Source organism: Methylobacterium sp. Leaf465, from assembly GCF_001424705.1.
Classification (GTDB): Bacteria; Pseudomonadota; Alphaproteobacteria; order Rhizobiales; family Beijerinckiaceae; genus Methylobacterium.
On the sequence record NZ_LMRA01000034.1, the window covers coordinates 151,571 to 167,736 of the forward strand.

16 protein-coding genes are annotated in these 16,166 nt (G+C 73.2%); 5 read left to right on the forward strand and 11 right to left on the reverse strand.

Translation table 11 applies throughout. The features are described from left to right. Window positions 1-59: 59 nt before the first annotated feature. Together ASG51_RS15820 and ASG51_RS15825 are read right to left on the reverse strand one after the other, a co-directional pair. Window positions 60-527: a hypothetical protein gene (locus ASG51_RS15820; RefSeq protein WP_056218471.1), complete on the reverse strand. Its 468-nt coding sequence runs from the start codon at window positions 525-527 to the stop codon at window positions 60-62. Between the two features lie 151 nt (window positions 528-678). Beyond that, window positions 679-1,695 (reverse strand): extensin family protein, encoded by a 1,017-nt coding sequence (locus ASG51_RS15825; protein WP_056381806.1) that lies wholly within the window; start codon window positions 1,693-1,695, stop codon window positions 679-681. A gap of 110 nt (window positions 1,696-1,805) precedes the next feature. Here ASG51_RS15825 and ASG51_RS15830 point away from each other — a divergent pair, with 110 nt between their 5' ends. Together ASG51_RS15830 and ASG51_RS15835 are read left to right on the forward strand one after the other, a co-directional pair. Further along, window positions 1,806-3,044, forward strand: coding sequence for an amidase (locus tag ASG51_RS15830; protein ID WP_056381808.1), 1,239 nt, complete (start codon window positions 1,806-1,808; stop codon window positions 3,042-3,044). A 76-nt stretch (window positions 3,045-3,120) separates the two neighbouring features. After that, a complete protein-coding gene (locus ASG51_RS15835) occupies window positions 3,121-3,888 on the forward strand; it encodes a methyltransferase domain-containing protein (protein ID WP_056381811.1) in 768 nt (255 codons plus the stop codon). Window positions 3,889-3,911: 23 nt separating this feature from the next. Here ASG51_RS15835 and metW read toward each other — a convergent pair whose 3' ends face one another. Beyond that, window positions 3,912-4,619, reverse strand: coding sequence for a methionine biosynthesis protein MetW (metW, locus tag ASG51_RS15840; protein ID WP_082514039.1), 708 nt, complete (start codon window positions 4,617-4,619; stop codon window positions 3,912-3,914). After that, the gene (locus ASG51_RS15845; RefSeq protein WP_056276378.1) at window positions 4,616-5,833 is read right to left on the reverse strand and encodes a homoserine O-acetyltransferase; all 1,218 of its coding nucleotides are present in this window, start codon (window positions 5,831-5,833) and stop codon (window positions 4,616-4,618) included. The genes metW and ASG51_RS15845 overlap by 4 nt, the downstream gene beginning before the upstream one ends. 311 nt (window positions 5,834-6,144) lie before the next feature. On the opposite strand from ASG51_RS15845, the gene ASG51_RS15850 reads away from it, so the two are divergent. From ASG51_RS15850 to ASG51_RS15860, 3 genes are all read left to right on the forward strand, one after another. Next, complete coding sequence (locus tag ASG51_RS15850; RefSeq protein ID WP_056218486.1) at window positions 6,145-7,008, forward strand: chorismate mutase; 864 nt, start codon at window positions 6,145-6,147, stop codon at window positions 7,006-7,008. A gap of 174 nt (window positions 7,009-7,182) precedes the next feature. After that, window positions 7,183-8,325: a histidinol-phosphate transaminase gene (locus ASG51_RS15855; protein ID WP_056276374.1), complete on the forward strand. Its 1,143-nt coding sequence runs from the start codon at window positions 7,183-7,185 to the stop codon at window positions 8,323-8,325. Between the two features lies 1 nt (window position 8,326). Beyond that, window positions 8,327-9,259, forward strand: coding sequence for a prephenate/arogenate dehydrogenase family protein (locus tag ASG51_RS15860; protein WP_056382071.1), 933 nt, complete (start codon window positions 8,327-8,329; stop codon window positions 9,257-9,259). A 26-nt stretch (window positions 9,260-9,285) separates the two neighbouring features. On the opposite strand, the gene ASG51_RS15865 is transcribed toward ASG51_RS15860, so the two are convergent. From ASG51_RS15865 to ASG51_RS15895, 7 genes are all read right to left on the reverse strand, one after another. Continuing rightward, entirely contained in the window at window positions 9,286-10,368 is a 1,083-nt protein-coding gene (locus ASG51_RS15865; RefSeq protein WP_056351835.1) for a DUF2125 domain-containing protein, read from the reverse strand. 162 nt (window positions 10,369-10,530) lie between these two features. Then, window positions 10,531-10,977, reverse strand: coding sequence for a hypothetical protein (locus ASG51_RS15870; protein ID WP_055946546.1), 447 nt, complete (start codon window positions 10,975-10,977; stop codon window positions 10,531-10,533). A 124-nt stretch (window positions 10,978-11,101) separates the two neighbouring features. After that, entirely contained in the window at window positions 11,102-11,899 is a 798-nt protein-coding gene (locus ASG51_RS15875; RefSeq protein WP_056381813.1) for a lysophospholipid acyltransferase family protein, read from the reverse strand. A 100-nt stretch (window positions 11,900-11,999) separates the two neighbouring features. Beyond that, window positions 12,000-13,772 carry a gamma-glutamyltransferase gene (ggt, locus tag ASG51_RS15880; protein ID WP_056381816.1) on the reverse strand — a complete coding sequence of 591 codons (1,773 nt, stop codon included), beginning with the start codon at window positions 13,770-13,772 and terminating at the stop codon, window positions 12,000-12,002. A 1-nt stretch (window position 13,773) separates the two neighbouring features. Next, complete coding sequence (locus tag ASG51_RS15885; RefSeq protein WP_056381818.1) at window positions 13,774-14,286, reverse strand: hypothetical protein; 513 nt, start codon at window positions 14,284-14,286, stop codon at window positions 13,774-13,776. A gap of 3 nt (window positions 14,287-14,289) precedes the next feature. Further along, the gene (rlmN, locus tag ASG51_RS15890; protein ID WP_056276363.1) at window positions 14,290-15,579 is read right to left on the reverse strand and encodes a 23S rRNA (adenine(2503)-C(2))-methyltransferase RlmN; all 1,290 of its coding nucleotides are present in this window, start codon (window positions 15,577-15,579) and stop codon (window positions 14,290-14,292) included. A gap of 129 nt (window positions 15,580-15,708) precedes the next feature. Further along, window positions 15,709-16,155, reverse strand: a complete 447-nt coding sequence (locus tag ASG51_RS15895; protein WP_056381820.1) for a hypothetical protein — start codon at window positions 16,153-16,155, stop codon at window positions 15,709-15,711. Between the last annotated feature and the right edge of the window lie 11 nt (window positions 16,156-16,166).

The window sequence follows — 16,166 nt, forward strand, 5'->3', positions numbered from 1 at the left end:
CGCCAGGGTCAGGCCCGCCAGGGTGCCGCGTGCGCGCGACCGGTGCCCGGCGGCAGGGCTCACGGACGGGCTTCGCGGCAGGCCGAGGAATAGGCGTAGGCGAGGTTGCGATCCAGGCCGTGGACGCAGAACTCGATGCCCCAGTCGGCGCCGATGATCCCGAGCCCGTCGCGCACCGAGTAGTCGACCTTGCGGCGGACGCCGTCCGAGGTGGTGGCCACGGCGCTGCAGAAGCGGCGCGGGACGTAGTCGAGGCCCCAGGGGCGCCAGGCCGTGCGCTCGATGTGCTCGTAGCGCAGGATGGTCAGGGACGAGTTCCAGAACTTCGCCTCCTTCTCGGCGAAGTGCGTCGAGAGCCGCTCCAGCACCTCGGGGGCCTGGCAGCCGGGGATGTCGGCGTCGTAGTTGAATTCGCGCTCCTCGGCGGGGGTGATCTCCTCGCGGCCGGAGCGGGCGAGCGCCGGCTGGAGGGCGCCCGCCAGGACGAGGCCGAGGGCGAGGGCGGTGGAGAGGGGATTCGGGCGCATGCCGGCGTCTTTGTTCCGCTGGAGTCCGTGAAGCTGACCCGAACGATGGCGGCTCGGCCCGCCCTGTCAAGCAGGCGGCCGGCCGCGCCGTCGCTTTCCGCGGACCCTGGGGTGCGCCGGGCACACCCCGGATGCGGGACCAGCGCGCCTGTCAGTAGATCGGTTCGGCGAGGCCGGGGGCCGCGAGCGAGAGCGGCTCGGCGGCGAAATCCTCCGGGGGGAGGGCGGCCGCGACCCGGGGCGCCGGGGCGCGCGGCACCGGACCCCGCGGCGCGGCGGCGTAGGCCACCGGCGGAGTGGTCGGACGAACGGGGGCCGGGCCGTGGGCGAGCTGCGCGGCCGGAACCTTCGCGGGTTGGCGCGCCGACATCGGGGCGACGCCGTAGGGATCGTCCTCCTCCACGTCGATCGGGGCCTGGGGCGGGGCGGGCAGGCGCTCGGGCGGACGGGGCCGGGCCGTGGCGCGCGGCACGCCGTCGGCACCGAGCTGCGGTGTGAACTTGATCAGCGGCTGGCAGATGCGACGCAGGCCGCGCGGGTCGTGCCGGGCAAGGTCGACGTGGATGTGGTCGTAGTGGAAGACGTTCGAGCCCGGCGCCAGCACGGTGGAGAACCGGGCGCAGGCCCCGAGGAAGACCTCGCGCAGGAAGCCCTGCTCGGCCTCGGTACCGCGCCAGCCGCCCTTCACGGTGATGACGTAGCCGTCGGCGAGCTTGAACGACATGATGTCGACGGCATTGCCGAAGGAATGCTCGGAGAGCTTGGCGCCGGCCTGGTTGTTGCGGCCGCGGCAGGCATAGGTGCCGGCGTTGATCTCGGCCACGGGCTGGCCGAAATACAGGTTCGCGGCCGGCTGGATCGTGTCGGCGAGCCAGGCCTCGGCCTCGGTCAGCGCCGGGCAGGCCAGGGTCACCCGCTGCTTCAGGGCGACGGTCCCCTTGCCCAGGCGGGTGACGCGATAGGGCTGCAGCATGCCGCAGACGCCCGGCCCGCTGATCTCCTTGACGGGGGTGACGAACTCCGTCGTCTCCACCAGGCGTTTGGCGTTGCAGGCCTGCTCGGTCTGGTCACGCCACGGCTCGCGCTGCTCAAACTTGTTGAGTGCACAGCCGGTGAGGCCCGCGCCGAACAGCGTCAGGGCCGAGAACGCGAATACGCTACGCCACATGACGCGGACGATGCGCCGGGTTCCGTAAACGTTGCGTCAACGATGCGGTGCGGGCGGCGTCCCTGTGGACGGGTGTTGACAGGAGGCGGCCGAGGCCGGACCAAGCCCCCATGCTGTCCCTCGTCGATCTCCGCACCCGTATCGCCGCCGGCACCCTCGACCCCGCCGGCGCCATCCGTCTCGCCGAGGCCGCCATCGCGGCCCGCGACCCCGGCATCGGGGCGATCGTCAGCCGAAATCCCGCCCCGGCGATCGCCGACTCCGGGCCGCTGGCGGGCATCGCGGTCGGGGTCAAGGACATCATCGACACCGCCGACCTGCCGACGCAGATGGGGTCTCCGATCTATGCCGGCTGGCAGCCCAGGGCGGATGCCGCCATCGTGGCGCGTCTGCGGGCGCTCGGCGCCGTGCCCCTGGTCAAGACCAGCACCTCCCCCTTCGCCAGCCACGATCCCACCGCCACGGTGAACCCGCGCGACCCCGGCTACACGCCCGGCGGCTCCTCGGCGGGGTCGGCCGCGGCCGTCGCCGCCGGGATGGTGCCCCTCGCGCTCGGTACCCAGACCGGCGGCTCCGTGATTCGGCCGGCGGCCTTCTGCGGGGTGGCGGCGATCAAGCCGTCCTTCCGGCTCCTGCCGACGGTGGGCGTGAAGACCTTCTCCTGGGCGCTGGACACCGTCGGCCTGTTCGGCGCCGGCATCCGCGACGTCGCCCAGGGCCTGAGCCTGATCGCCGACCGGCCCGCCCTCGGCCTCGACCTGGACGCGGCCCCCCAGGCTCCGCGCCTCGGCCTCTGCCTCCAGGGCTTCGCCGACGCGCCCGACCCGGACGCCCTCGCCGCCCTGCACCGGGCCGCCCGCGCGGCCGAGGCCGCCGGCGCCCGGGTCGTCGACCTCGTCCTGCCGGCCCCGCTGCCCGAGGCCTGGGCTGCCCACCCCGTGATCCAGGACTACGAGGCCCGCCAGGCCCTGGCCTGGGAATACGCCCACCACCGGGCGCAGCTCAGCCCGGAACTCGGCGTGCAGCTCGATGCGGCCCAGGATCTCGTCGCCGCCCAGTACGACGCGGCGCGGCGCGCCGCGCACCGGGCCCGGCGCGCGCTGAAGGACCTGTTCGGGGACTTCGACGCGATCCTGACCCTGTCGGCCCCGGGCCGGGCGCCGGCCGGGCTCGGCACCACCGGCGACGCGCGCTTCAACCGCCTCTGGACCCTGATGGGCGTGCCCTGCGTCACCGTCCCGGTCCCCGGGGAGGGCCTGCCGCTCGGCGTTCAGGTCGTCGCCCGCTTCGGCGACGACGGCCGGGCGCTCGCCGTGGCCCGGATGATCGAGCAGGCCCTGGCGGCCTAGCACCCGGACGCCTTGAGCGACGAGATCGAACGACGACCGCCCCTCATCCCTGCCCGTGCCACGGACGATCGCCCCGATGCAGTCTTGGAAACAGGCCGTGGCCCGGGCCTTCGACGGGGCCGAGGGCTATGACGGCGCGGCGGCGATCCAGGCCCTGGTGGCGGAGCGTCTCGCGCAGCGCATCGCGGCCGAGCCCCTGGCCCCGGCGCCGCGCATCCTCGAGATCGGCTGCGGCACCGGCCTGCTGACCGCGCACCTGCGCCGGCACCTGCCGGGGGGCGTTCTCTTCGCCTCGGACCTCGCCCCCGCCATGGTGCAGCGCTGCCGCGCCCGCCTCGCCGGAACCGCGGACCTGCGCTTCGTCGTCATGGATGCCGAGCGGCCGGCCTGCGCGCCCGGCTTCGACCTCATCGCCTCGAGCCTCGCGGCGCAATGGTTCGAGGACCTTCCCGGAACCCTGGCGCGCCTCGCCGCGCTGCTGGCCCCCGGCGGCCTGCTGGCGGTGGCGACGCTGGGCGCGGGCACCTTCGCCGAGTGGCGGGCGGCGCATGCGGCCCTGGGCCTGGAGGCGGCGACGCCCGTCTATCCGGCCTTGTCGGACCTCGCCGCGCTGGCCTGTCCGGGCTGCACCCTCGCGGTCTCCGCCGAGCCCGTGGTCGAGGCCCATGCCGACGGCCGGGCCTTCCTGGGTTCCCTGCGCGCCATCGGCGCCGGGACGCCCGGCGCCGCGCGGACCCTCGCGCCGGGCACGATGCGGCGGGTGCTGCGGGGCTTCGAGGCGGGGGGCGCGCAGGTCACCTACGAGGTCGCGACGCTGCTCATCCGGCGCGCGCGACAGGGTTAAGGGTTTTCACGTGCAACAGCGGCTCAGGCCGCGGGTTGGGTGTCGCCGCCCGGGCCGCCGCCCCGACGCAGCAGGAACACGCCCTGCGCGCCCATCAGGTTCCAGACCCACCAGGGCATCGCGAATCGCATCGGCCGGCCCCTGGCATCGAGGGCGGTGGCCTTCTCGATCTCGGCGTTCACGGTCCGGCACAGGCCGACGAAGTCGCGGATCGTGCAGTGATGGATGTTCTGGGTCTCGTACCATTCCTCGGGCATCAGGGCCGTGACCGGCATGCGACCCCGCAGGGCGAGTTCCGAGCGCACCCGCCAATGGCCGAAATTCGGGAAGGAGATGATCACCTGCCGGCCGATGCGCAGGAGGTGCTCCAGCACGATGCGCGGGTTGCGCGTCGCCTGGATGGTCTGGGACAGGACGACCATGTCGAAGGCGTCGTCGGGATAGTTCGCCAGATCGGTGTCGGCGTCCCCCTGGATCACCGGCAGGCCCCGGGCGAGGCAGGCGTTCACGCCCTCCCGCGACAGCTCGATGCCGCGCCCGTCCACGCCGCGCCGGTCGCGCAGCAGGGCGAGCAGGGCGCCATCGCCGCAGCCGATGTCGAGGACCCGGGCGTTCGTCGGCACGAGGTCGAGCACCACGAGGTGGTCGACGCGGGTGCTGCCGGCCTCCTCGCGCGGCAGCGTCTCCGCCGCCTCCCAGGGCCGCTGCGCGAACCTCTCCGATCCCGTCACAGGCCGCGGGCCCGGGCGGCGGCGTCGATGTAGCCGCGTGCGGCGGCGAACATCGCCGGCTCGTCGAGGAGGAAGGCGTCGTGGCCCTTGTCGCTCTCGACCTCCACGAAGGCGACCGGGGCCGAGGCCGCGTTCAGGGCGTGGACGATGGCGCGGGATTCGGAGGTCGGGAACAGCCAGTCGGAGGTGAAGGAGATCACACAGAACCGGGTCTTCGTGCCCCGGAAGGCCTTGGCCAGCACTCCACCCTGGTCGGCGGCGAGGTCGAAATAGTCCATCGCCCGGGTGAGGTAGAGATAGGCATTGGCGTCGAAGCGCTCGACGAAGCTGAGGCCCTGGTGGCGCAGGTAGCTCTCGATCTGGAAGTCGGCGTTGAACGAGAAGGTGGGTGCCGAGCCACCCTGGAAGCGGCGGCCGAACTTGCGGTGCAGGGCCGGCTCCGACAGGTAGGTGATGTGCGCGCCCATGCGGGCGACGCCGAGGCCCTTGGCCGGCCGGGTGCCGGCCTCGAGGTAGCGCCCCTCGGCCCAGGCGGGATCGGCCATGATCGCCTGCCGGCCGACCTCGTGGAAGGCGATGTTCTGCGCGGAGTGGCGGGGCCCGGTGGCGATCGGCATCGCGGCGAAGACCCGCTCGGGGTAGCTCGCGGCCCATTGCAGCACCTGCATGCCGCCCATAGAGCCGCCGATGCAGAGGAACAGGTCGCGGATGCCGAGCCGGTCGAGCAGCATGGCCTGGGCCCGGACCATGTCGCGGATGGTCACGAGGGGGAAGTCGAGGCCGTAGGCCCGGCCCGTGGCCGGGTCGATCGAGGCCGGGCCGGTGGAGCCCATGCACGAGCCGATGACGTTGGAGCAGACGACGAAGTAGCGGTCGGTGTCCACGGGCTTGCCCGGCCCCACCAGGGTCTCCCACCAGCCGCGCTTGCCCGTCACCGGATGGGTGTGGGCGAAGTGCTGGTCGCCCGTGAGCGCGTGGCAGATCAGGACGGCGTTGGAGCGGTCCGCGTTGAGGGTGCCCGCCGTCTGGTAGGCGATCTGGAACGGTGCGAGCTGCACGCCGGCATCCATCGCCAGGGGCTCGTCCAGGCCGAACTGCGCCACGAGGCCCTTGGGCTCGCGGGCCTGGGACAGCTCGGCGCCCGGCGCGTCGGCGCGCACCGATTCGTCTTCGGGCGTGCCTGGCTTGAGGGCGGTATCCAGCGACATGGTCATGAAACGGGTTGGAGGAGACGGCGCGTCGGTCCGGGCGGGACGGAAGGGACGGCTCGGCGTGCCATCCGGAGAGAAGACCATGCGTCGTAAGGCGTTGAGGTAGTGTGCGCTCCCTCACGCGTCAACGAAAGGGCCACGCACCGCGCTTGGGGCCCGCCCACGGTTTCACAACCGCCCGGTCGCGCCGGTTCCGGGCAAACGGCTCTGGCCCTTCGGCGCGCGCGATCGTAGACCGGGGCGGTGGCGCCCGGGAGGCGAGACCCCGGCGCCGGCTCCCCCGATCGTCCCCACCGCACCCTCGCGAGCCCCCGATGCGCTTCACGACGAGACCCGCGCCGCCCCTCGACAACCTCGGCGACCTGCGCGCCGAGATCGATCGGATCGACGCCGAGATGCACGCCCTGCTGATCCAGCGCGGGTCGATCATCGACCGGCTGATCGCGGTCAAGCGCACCTCGGCCAGCGGCTCGGCCTTCCGGCCCGGACGCGAGGCCTCGATGATGCGGCGCGTCGCCGAGCGCCATCGCGGGCTCCTGCCCCTCGACACCGTGGAGGGGATCTGGCGGGTCATCATCGCTACCTTCACCTACGTGCAGGCGCCGTTCTCGGTCCATGCGGACATCTCGGGCGGGGATGCGCCGATGCGCGATTCCGCCCGCTTCCATTTCGGGTTCACGGTGCCCTACCGGCCCCACCCCACCTGCCTCGCGGTGATCGAGGCCGTGGCCGCCTCCCGCGGCGACCTCGGCATCTTCCGCCTTGACCCCGACGGCTCGGGCGCCACCACCGACGCCGCACCCTGGTGGGAAGGGCTCGTGGGCGCCGGCCGGCCCAAGGTCATCGCGCGCCTGCCCTTCATCGAGCGGCCCACCCACCCGGCCGGCACCCCGGTCTTCGTGGTCTCGAACCCGCTGGACGATCCGGCGGCGGCCCAGCGCGACTGGGTCCTCCATGCCACCCGCGTCGCCGCCTGGGAGCCGGAGGCCGCGCGGGCCCTGCAGGACCTCTACGGAGAGGTCGTCGCCCGCGCAGCCGGGCCGGACGGGCACGGCCTGCTCCTCGCCGTCCCCGGCGGGGTCAGCGCCCGGCAGCTGCACGAGGCCCTGACCCGGGCCGGCGCCGCCCCCGAGACCCTCGACGAGATCGGCAGCCACGCCGCCCGCTTCCGGGTCTGAGGCATGCGCGTCTGAGGGACGCGGATCTGAGGCATGCGCGTCTGAGGGACGCGGATCTGAGGCATGCGGGTCCGAGGGACGCGGGCCGGAGGCACGGGGCCCGCTCGCAAAGCCGGGCCAGCTTTGTTAGACGGGCGCTTCGCCGATCCACCGGCGGCCGCCAGGTCCTCGTCCATGTCCTCGTCCCCGTCCTCCGCCTCCGCCCCCGTCGCTCCCTCACGCCCGGTGCCCCGCCCCGGCGTCCTCGCCATCGAGGCCTACGTGCCCGGCAAGAGCGGGGCGCCCGGCCATGCCAAGGTGCACAAGCTCTCCTCGAACGAGACCCCGCTGGGCCCGAGCCCGAAGGCGGTGGCGGCGATGCGGGCGGAAGCCGCCAAGCTCGAACTCTACCCGGAGGGCACGTCCCGGGCGCTGCGCGAGGCGATCGCCGCCCGTTACGGCCTCGACCCGGCGCGGATCGTCTGCGGCGCGGGCTCCGACGAGCTCCTGTCCTTCCTGGCCTACGCGTATCTCGGGGCCGGCGACGAGGGGATCTTCACCGAGCACGGCTTCCTGGTCTACCGGATCGCCATCCTGGCCGCCGGCGGCACCCCCGTGGTGGTGCCTGAGCGCGACCTGCGCGCCGACGTCGACGCGCTGCTGGCCGCCGTCACGCCGCGCACCCGGATCGTCTACCTCGCCAACCCCAACAACCCGACCGGCACCTACCTGCCCTTCGACGAGATCCGTCGCCTGCATGCGGGCCTGCCGCCCCACGTCCTCCTCGTCCTCGACGGCGCCTACGCGGAATACGTGCGGGCGAACGACTACAGCGCCGGCCTCGACCTCGCGCTCGAGGCCAACAACGTCGTGATGACCCGGACCTTCTCGAAGATCCACGGGCTGGCGGCGCTCCGCATCGGATGGATGGTCGGCCCGTCGGAAGTGGTCGACGCCGTCAACCGCATCCGGGGACCCTTCAACCTGTCGGGGGCCGGCATCGCCGCCGGGGCGGCCGCCATCGCGGACGACGTGCACGTGGCTGCCGCCGTCGCCCACAACGACACCTGGCTCGCCACGATGACGGGGGCGGTGCAGGAACTCGGGCTGACCGTGACGCCGAGCGTCGCGAACTTCATCCTCGTCCACTTCCCCGACGCGCCGGGCCGGACGGCCGCCGAGGCCGACGCGTTCCTCTCCGCCCGGGGCGTCATCACCCGGCGGGTCTCGTCCTATGGGCTGCCCCACGCCCTGCGCGTCACCGTCGGCGGCGAGGAGGCGAACACCGCCTTCCTCGACGCCCTGACCGCCTTCGTGCGGGGCGAGACCCGTGGCTGAGATCGACGCGCCCCCCCTGGAGACCCTGGCCATCGTCGGCCTCGGGCTGATCGGCTCCTCGATCGCCCGGGGCGCCCGGCAGTTCGGCCTCGCCCGGCGCATCGTCGCCCTCGACCGCGACGCCGCGGTGCTGGAGCGGGTGCGGGCGCTCGGCCTCGCGGACACGGCCACGGACGACCTCGCCGCGGGCGTGGCGGGGGCCGATCTCGTCATCCTGTGCGTACCGGTGGGCGCCGTCGGCGCGGTGGCCGAGATCCTGGGTCCGGCCCTGAAGCCGGGAGCCATCGTGTCGGATGTCGGCTCGGTCAAGGCCTCGGTGGTGGCGGCCGTCACGCCGCACCTGCCCGCCGGCGTGCATTTCGTGCCGGCGCACCCCGTGGCCGGCACCGAGTATTCGGGGCCGGATGCCGGATTCTCGACCCTGTTCTCCGGACGCTGGTGCATCCTCACTCCGGCCGAGGACACCGACCCGGCTGCGACCGCGCGAGTCCAGGCCTTCTGGGAAGGCCTGCGCGCCATCGTCGAGACGATGACGCCGGAGCATCACGACCTCGTCCTGGCCATCACCAGCCACGTGCCGCACCTCATCGCCTACAACATCGTCGGCACCGCCGCCGACCTCGAGGCCGTGACCCAGTCCGAAGTGATCAAGTTCTCGGCCGGCGGCTTTCGCGACTTCACCCGCATCGCCGCCTCCGACCCGACCATGTGGCGGGACGTGTTCCTGACCAACAAGGACGCGGTGCTGGAGATGCTGGGGCGCTTCAACGAGGACCTCGCGGCCCTGGCCCGGGCGATCCGCTGGGGCGACGGCGAGGCCCTGCACGACCTCTTCACGCGCACCCGCGCCATCCGCCGGGGCATCGTCGCCATGGGCCAGGAGACGCCCGAGGCCGATTTCGGCCGCGGGCGCCCGAGCGACCCCGCGGCCTGAGGCGCGTCCCCCGCGCGGGCGGTCGCTCAGTAGAGCGGCGGCAGCTGCACGTTGGGGATCGGGAACGGGCCGAGCATCAGGCGGCCCTCGGCGAGGCGCAGGGGGGGCAGGGGCTTGAGGGCATCGTCGGCCGGGGCCGCGACGCCGGCCTCGGCACTGGCCTGGCTGCGACGCCCGAGGAGCTGGCCGACGAGGCTGCCGATCAGCGCGCCCTTCTCGGCGCCGAAGCGCTGGCCCATGACCTGGCCGACCAGGGCCTCGACGCCGGCCGCGCGCAGGTCGAGCTGGCCCTGGAGCCGGTGCGCGGCGTCGAGGTCGAGGCGGCCCTTGGCCTGGAGCCGGCGCTCGCCCTTGGCCAGGGACAGCAGCGCGATGTCGAGGCCGCCGCCGGCCTGGCGCCAGTCCTCCAGCTCCTTGGCCACGGTGCCGGTGCCGAGGGCCGTGGCGCGGCTCACGGTGGCGTCGAGGGCGAGGTCGGCCGGGTCGGCATTGCCCAGCGCCGCGTCGACCAGCGGCAGGCGAATCCGGTTCGCCCGCAGGCTGGTGTCGATGGACCCCTCCGATTCGAAGCGGCCCGGGGTCGGACGGGCGTGGAGCTCGAGGTGCTGGGTGTCGAACGCGATCGGCTCGGGACCGGCGCCGCGCACCACGCCCTTGGCGCCGTTGGCCACCACGGAGGCACGCACGAAGCCGTCGGAGGCGCCATGGAAGCTGCCCTCCAGGGAGGTCCAGGTCGCGTCCGCCGTGAGGTCGCCCTGCTCGACGTGGAACGGCCCGCCGACCTCGAGGATGCCCTGGCGCGGCTGGTAGACCTGGGTCACCGCCGTGACCGGCCCGAGGGTGAAGCGGCTGTCGGAGCGGCTGAAGGCCAGGGAGGCGCAGCGCAGCTCAATGCGGAAGGGATAGCCGGTGATGCTGCGGTCGGCGCAGGTCCAGGTCCGGCCCGCGGCCGCTTCCTGCGCGATCCAGCCATCCATCTCGGAGGCGGCCCGGTGGCGGATGTAGAACCACCCGAGCGACCAGGCGATCACGAGGGTGGCGAGGAGAATGTAGGGGAGGAACAGCCCCTTGCGCGAGAGGGGACGGGTCGGGGTCGGGCTCTGCGCCATCGCGTGTCGGTATCCTGCGCTCGCGTCACGGGCCTGCGGCCATCGTCGGGGCAGCCCGGATGCAAGGCTTGGCAGGGTCTCGGCGGCGAAAGCATGGCAGGGCCCCACGGGCGCTGCAAAACGCGAAGCCGTGACGTCAGCGGAGCGACCGCTCCGCCGCGATCAGTTCGCGGCGTCGGCCTTCTGCTCGCTCCCGAGATCGGCCACGATGGCCTCGCGCTCGGCCTCGTCCTCGGCCAGCCGGTGGACGTGCATCTCGGTCGCGCCCTTGTGCCGGGCCCGGGCGATCCAGTTCCGGTGCAGGCGTTCCCGCGGGCTCTGCCCGGCGGAGGCCACCGAGACGAGTTCGCCGACGCCCGAGGCGTCGCGACGCACCGCCATCACCACGGCCTCGCCCATGTCGTCGAGCTCGGGCTCGGCCAGCTCATGGATGCCGACCACGTAGCGGCGGCCGGACCGGCCGCGCCAGGCGCTGAGCACCAGGGCGGGGGTCCCGCGCAGGCCGGCCGTCGTCCTCAGGCGTTCCTCGCGCACTTCCTGTCTCCGTGCTCGATCGTCCTTCAGGTCGCGCAGGGCGGCCGACCAGGACAGGGCTCTCTTGTTCGCCATTTGTTCCACATTAATCTTAACGGTTCGTTGGCGTCAAGGACGACGCCCCGGCTTCCAATGAGATGGGGATGACGGAAGTTATCCACAAGTCGTACACAGGGGCAACCCGGCCCCGGCGACCCCCTCAGGCGACGGGCGATCCGTTCCGCCGGGCCTTGGCCGGAGAGGCCGGGACGGCATCCGGAATCGCGTGCCCGGCGGCCGCGAGCTCGTTCCGGCCGGCGGCCAGCAGCGCGTCCGACGCGGACTCGATCCGGCCCTGGACCACCTCGAGGAAGGGGGCCCGGTCCAGGCCCGGCGCGATCGGGGCGAGGAACTCGATCACCGCAGTGCCGGGCCGGCGGACCAGGCGGCGGCGGGGCCAGTGCAGGCCCGTGTTCAGGGCGACGGGCAGGCAGGGCACGCCGAGGGCGGCGTACAGGTGGGTGATGCCGAGCTTGTAGGCAGGGGGCGCGCCGGGCGGGCGGCGGGTGCCTTCGGGGAAGATGATGAGCTGACGCCCGTCCCGGATGGCCCGGGCGGCGGCCTCGTTCATGGCGGTCATCGCCCGGGCCCCCTTGCTGCGGTCGATGGCGACCATGCCGGAGCGCGAGAGGAACCACCCGATCAGCGGGATCCAGAGCAGCTCGCGCTTGAGGATGTAGGCGAAGTCCGGGAAGGCGGTGACGAGGGCCAGGGTCTCCAGGGCCGACTGGTGCTTGGCCGCCACCAGGAGGGGGCCGGACGGGATGTTCTCGACGCCCCGGAACTCCACCGTGATGCCGCCCACCACCCGCAGGAGCCACAGGGTGACGCGGCTCCAGAGCTGGGCCAGCCGGATGACCCCGCGCCGGGAGACGAGGGTCGGCAGCCCACCGATCGCGATGAGGGTCGTAGCGACGTAGAAGGCGAGGTTGAACGCGAGGGAGCGGACGAGGAGCATCGGGAACCTGGAGGAGACAGCCCGGGACAGGGCGCGGCCCGGCTCCCGTGTAGCGTGCGATCTCGTCCCAGACCATCCGAGCGCGGGATTATCCGCCCCCTCAATCCCCCTCCGCCAGGGTGCCGCGCTGGCGCGGATCGGCGGCGCCCGCCAGCAGCCCGTCGGCGGCCTGCACCGAATTGGCCGAGCCGGAGGTCGCCCCGACCCGGACCGTGTGACCGCGGGCCCTGAGCAGGGCCAGAGTGTCGGGGGAGAGGCCTTCCTCGGCCATCAGCACGTCCGGCTGCCACTGGTGGTGAATGCGCGGCGCGGCCACGGCCTCGGCCAGGTTCATGCGGAAGTCGAGCACGTTGACGATGACCTGCAGCACCGTCGAGATGATGCGGCTGCCGCCGGGGCTGCCCGTCACCAGGACGAGCCGGCCATCGCGGAAGACGAAGGCGGGGGTCATCGAGGAGAGGGGCCGGGCCCCGGGCGAGACCGCGTTGGCGACGCTGCCGACGAGGCCGTAGGCGTTGCGGGCGCCGGGCTTGGCGGAGAAATCGTCCATCTCGTTGTTCAGGAGCACGCCGGTGCCCTCCGCCACGAGGCCGAGCCCGTAGGAGAAGTTCAGGGTGGTGGTGTTCGAGACCGCGTTGCCGGCCCTGTCCACCACGGAGAAATGGGTGGTCTGGTCGGATTCGAAGGGGAGGGGATCGCCCGCCTTCACCTCGGCGGCGGGCCGGGCGCGGGCGGGATCGATCCCGGCCCGCAGGCGCGCCGCGTAGGGCTTAGCGATCAGGCCCTCCATCGGCACCTGGGTGCGGGCGGGGTCGCCGAGCCAGGTCGCCCGGTCGGCATAGGCCGGCTTCATCGCTTCGGCCAGGGTGTGGAGGGCATCGGCGCTGCCCGCCCCCATGCGGGCGAGGTCGAAGCCCTCCAGCACGTTCAGGATCTCGACGAGGTGGATGCCGCCGGAGCTCGGCGGCGGCATCGACGCGATGGCGTAGCCCCGATAGGTGCCGCGCACGGGCTCGCGGAGCACCGGGCGATAGGCGGCAAGATCCTCGGCCGTCATCACCCCGCCCGCGGCCCGTACGGCGGCGGCGATGCGCTCCGCGATGGGGCCCGTGTGGAAGGCGTCGGGGCCGGATGTCGCGATGGCCGCGAGGGTGTCGGCGAGATCGGTCTGGACCAGCCGTTCACCGCGCTCCAGGGGTCTATCGCCGGCAAAGAAGATTTTTCGCGAAGACGGCCAGCGGCCGAGCAGGCCGGCGGCGCGGGGCAGCGAGTCCGCGAGGCCCGACTCCACCGGGATGCCCTCGCGGGCGAGTTTCTCGGCCGGGGCGATCAGGTCGGCCAGGGTGAAGCGGCCCGAGCCGTAGAGGCGGTGCGCTTCGGCCAGACCCCGCACGGTGCCGGGCACGCCCACCGCCTTGCCGGTGCGGGTGGAGGCGGCGCGGTCGGGCTCACCCCGGGAATCGAGGAACATGTCGGAGCGGGCGGCGGCCGGGGCGGTCTCGCGGTAATCGAGGGCGATCGTCTCGTCGCCCACCGCCCGGTGGATCATCATGAAGCCGCCGCCGCCGAGGTTGCCGGCCCGCGGCAGGGTCACGGCCAGGGCGAAGCCGACCGCCACGGCGGCGTCGATGGCGTTGCCGCCGGCGCGCAGGATCGCGACGCCGACGCGGGTGGCCCGTGCCTCCTGCGAGGCGACCATGCCGTGGGCGCCGAGCACCGGCAGCAGGCGGGCGTCGTCGGACTGGATCGGCGGCGGCTCCGGCAGGGCCGAGGCGGGGCCGGGCCCCCCTTGCGCGAGACCCGGCCCCGTGGCGGACAGGACCGTGCCGGCCAGAACCAGGGCGAGGGCGATGCGCGAGGAGGTCAGCCGCATGTCAGGCGCGTCCGTTGTCGCGGGGCGGGAGGACGGGCGCGCCGCGATGGCGCGCCGCGATCAACCAGTAGACGAGGCCCGACGCCGCGCCGGTGAGGAACAGCACCGCGGTGATGCGCCCCTCCAGCGCCAGGGTCTCGGCGCTCGCCCCGCTGCGCGACAGGCCGCGGGCGAGCCAGGGCACGGAGGCGGTGAGGAGACCGGTCCCGGCGCCGTACCAGCTGGCGGCGCGCCAGCCCAGGACCGCCCCGAGGACGGCCACCAGGACCGGCGGCACCACCAGGAGCACGAACAGCGCGCGGGCGATGGCGGCGAGCGCGAACAGCAGGGTCTCGGGACCAATCCCGGAGGCGAGGTCGGTCAACCCGGAGAACAGCCCGACGAGGCCGAGGCGGGACAGGGTCTCGCTGGTGGCCGGGTCGAGCATCGCGCCGAGGGCCAGAACGGCCGCCCCGCACGGGATCGCCAGGACCAGGGCGAGGCTCGCGATGAACAGGTCGCCGAGGAGACGCACCCCTCAATCTTCGTCGCCGTCGTCGGCGCCCGCATAGACGCCCTCGGCGCCGATGCCGTCCTCCAGCATCATCCGGGCCCGGGCCCGCAGCTTCTCGGTCTCGCTCTTCAGCTGACCGCAGGCGGCCAGGATGTCGCGGCCGCGCGGGGTGCGCACGGGTGAGGCGTAGCCGGCTTCGTAGATGATGTCCGAGAACTGTTCGATGCGGTCCCAGTCCGAGCATTCGTAGGCGCTGCCCGGCCAGGGATTGAACGGGATCAGGTTGATCTTGGCCGGGATGCCCTTGAGCAGGCGCACCAGCTCGCGCGCGTCGGCGTCGCTGTCGTTCACGCCCTTCAGCATCACGTACTCGAAGGTGATGCGGCGGGCGTTGTTCAGGCCGGGATAGGACCGGCAGGCGGCCAGCAGCTCGGCGAGCGGGTACTTGCGGTTCAGGGGCACGAGGGTGTCGCGGAGGTCGTCGCGCACCGCGTGCAGGGAGATCGCCAGCATGGCGTGGGCCTCGTCGCCGAGGCGCTGCATCTGCGGCACCACGCCGGAGGTCGAGACGGTGATGCGCCGGCGGGAGAGGCCGAGGCCCTCCTGGTCGGCCATCACGCCGACGGCGTCGACGACGTTGTCGAGATTGTAGAGGGGCTCGCCCATGCCCATGAAGACGATGTTGGTGACCTTGCGCCGGGTCTCGTCGGCGCCGGGGGCGGTCGGATTCTGGCCGGCCCAGTCGTTGAGGTGGTCGCGGGCGACGACGAGCTGCGCGGTGATCTCGGCCGCCGTCAGGTTGCGCACGAGGCGCTGCGTGCCGGTGTGGCAGAACGAGCAGGTGAGGGTGCAGCCGACCTGGCTCGAGACGCAGAGGGTGCCGCGCCCGCGCCCCGGGATGTAGACGCACTCGATCTCGGCGCCGCGGTTGTGGTCGTGCTTGCCCGTGGGGGCCATGCGCATGAGCCACTTGCGCGTGCCGTCGCGGGACACCTGCTCGGTGACCACCTCGGGCCGGTCGAGGGTGTAGGCCTCGGCGAGCTGGCCCTTCAGGCCCTTGCCCACATTGGTCATCTCGTCGAAGGCCTTGGCGCCGCGCACGTTGAGCCAGTGCCAGATCTGGCCCGAGCGCATGCGCTGCTCGCGCTCGGAGACGCCGATGGCGCCGAGCCGGGCCTTTAGCTGCTCGCGGGTGAGCCCCACGAGGGAGGCGCGCCCGAGAGGGGCCGCCTGCGGCTCGAACTCGGGCAGCTTCTCGATTGCGGGGACGGCGCTCGCGTCGCGCCGGGCGGTGTCGAACGACGCCGTCGCCATGATCTGGATGAACCTTCGGACTTGGGATGGGTCCGATATAGGGGATTCGGCTCGAAAACGCGAATGCGGGCGGGTGTCCCGGCCTCGGGCCTCGTCCCGGACCGGTCCCCAGGGCCGGCCGGCGGGCCCTTACTGTGCCGGCTTGACCTCGCCGGGCTTGGTCTCGCCCGGGGAGGCGCCGGCGGCGGGCGCTTCGGAGGGCGGAGCGGGCAGGAGAACGTTCTTGCTGATGCTGCCCTCGGGACCGTACTCCCCCGCGACCGCGATGCAGGCCGTCTCGCGGTTGAGCTGCATCTGGTTCGACATCAGGGCGAACATGGTCTGCACCCGCCCGCCGAACGGTCCGCGGGGGCTGACGTCGGCGGCGCGCACGTTCTGCTTCTCGAGGAGGGCGTCGAACTCCTCCGTGCCGATGCGGTAGCCGCAGACATTGGCGGCGGCGAAGATGTAGGCGGCGAATTCCAGGGCCCGCGGCGCGGGCGCGTTGCGGATCTGGGCCTGCGCGGCGAGCGGCAGGGCGAGACTGGTGGCGAGGCAAGCGACGCGGCCTGCGGCCTGCGGGAGACGAGCTAACATGCGTGGGGTTT

Bases quoted from the DNA above. Each gene is read 5' to 3' on its own strand.
- ASG51_RS15820 (WP_056218471.1), bottom strand. From the start codon at position 527: ATGCGCCCGAATCCCCTCTCCACCGCCCTCGCCCTCGGCCTCGTCCTG.
- ASG51_RS15855 (WP_056276374.1), top strand. From the start codon at position 7,183: ATGTCCTCGTCCCCGTCCTCCGCCTCCGCCCCCGTCGCTCCCTCACGC.
- ASG51_RS15865 (WP_056351835.1), bottom strand. From the start codon at position 10,368: ATGGCGCAGAGCCCGACCCCGACCCGTCCCCTCTCGCGCAAGGGGCTG.
- ASG51_RS15845 (WP_056276378.1), bottom strand. From the start codon at position 5,833: ATGACCATGTCGCTGGATACCGCCCTCAAGCCAGGCACGCCCGAAGAC.
- ASG51_RS15835 (WP_056381811.1), top strand. From the start codon at position 3,121: ATGCAGTCTTGGAAACAGGCCGTGGCCCGGGCCTTCGACGGGGCCGAG.
- rlmN (WP_056276363.1), bottom strand. From the start codon at position 15,579: ATGGCGACGGCGTCGTTCGACACCGCCCGGCGCGACGCGAGCGCCGTC.
- ASG51_RS15830 (WP_056381808.1), top strand. From the start codon at position 1,806: ATGCTGTCCCTCGTCGATCTCCGCACCCGTATCGCCGCCGGCACCCTC.
- ggt (WP_056381816.1), bottom strand. From the start codon at position 13,772: ATGCGGCTGACCTCCTCGCGCATCGCCCTCGCCCTGGTTCTGGCCGGC.
- ASG51_RS15895 (WP_056381820.1), bottom strand. From the start codon at position 16,155: ATGTTAGCTCGTCTCCCGCAGGCCGCAGGCCGCGTCGCTTGCCTCGCC.
- ASG51_RS15875 (WP_056381813.1), bottom strand. From the start codon at position 11,899: ATGCTCCTCGTCCGCTCCCTCGCGTTCAACCTCGCCTTCTACGTCGCT.
- ASG51_RS15850 (WP_056218486.1), top strand. From the start codon at position 6,145: ATGCGCTTCACGACGAGACCCGCGCCGCCCCTCGACAACCTCGGCGAC.
- ASG51_RS15870 (WP_055946546.1), bottom strand. From the start codon at position 10,977: ATGGCGAACAAGAGAGCCCTGTCCTGGTCGGCCGCCCTGCGCGACCTG.
- ASG51_RS15825 (WP_056381806.1), bottom strand. From the start codon at position 1,695: ATGTGGCGTAGCGTATTCGCGTTCTCGGCCCTGACGCTGTTCGGCGCG.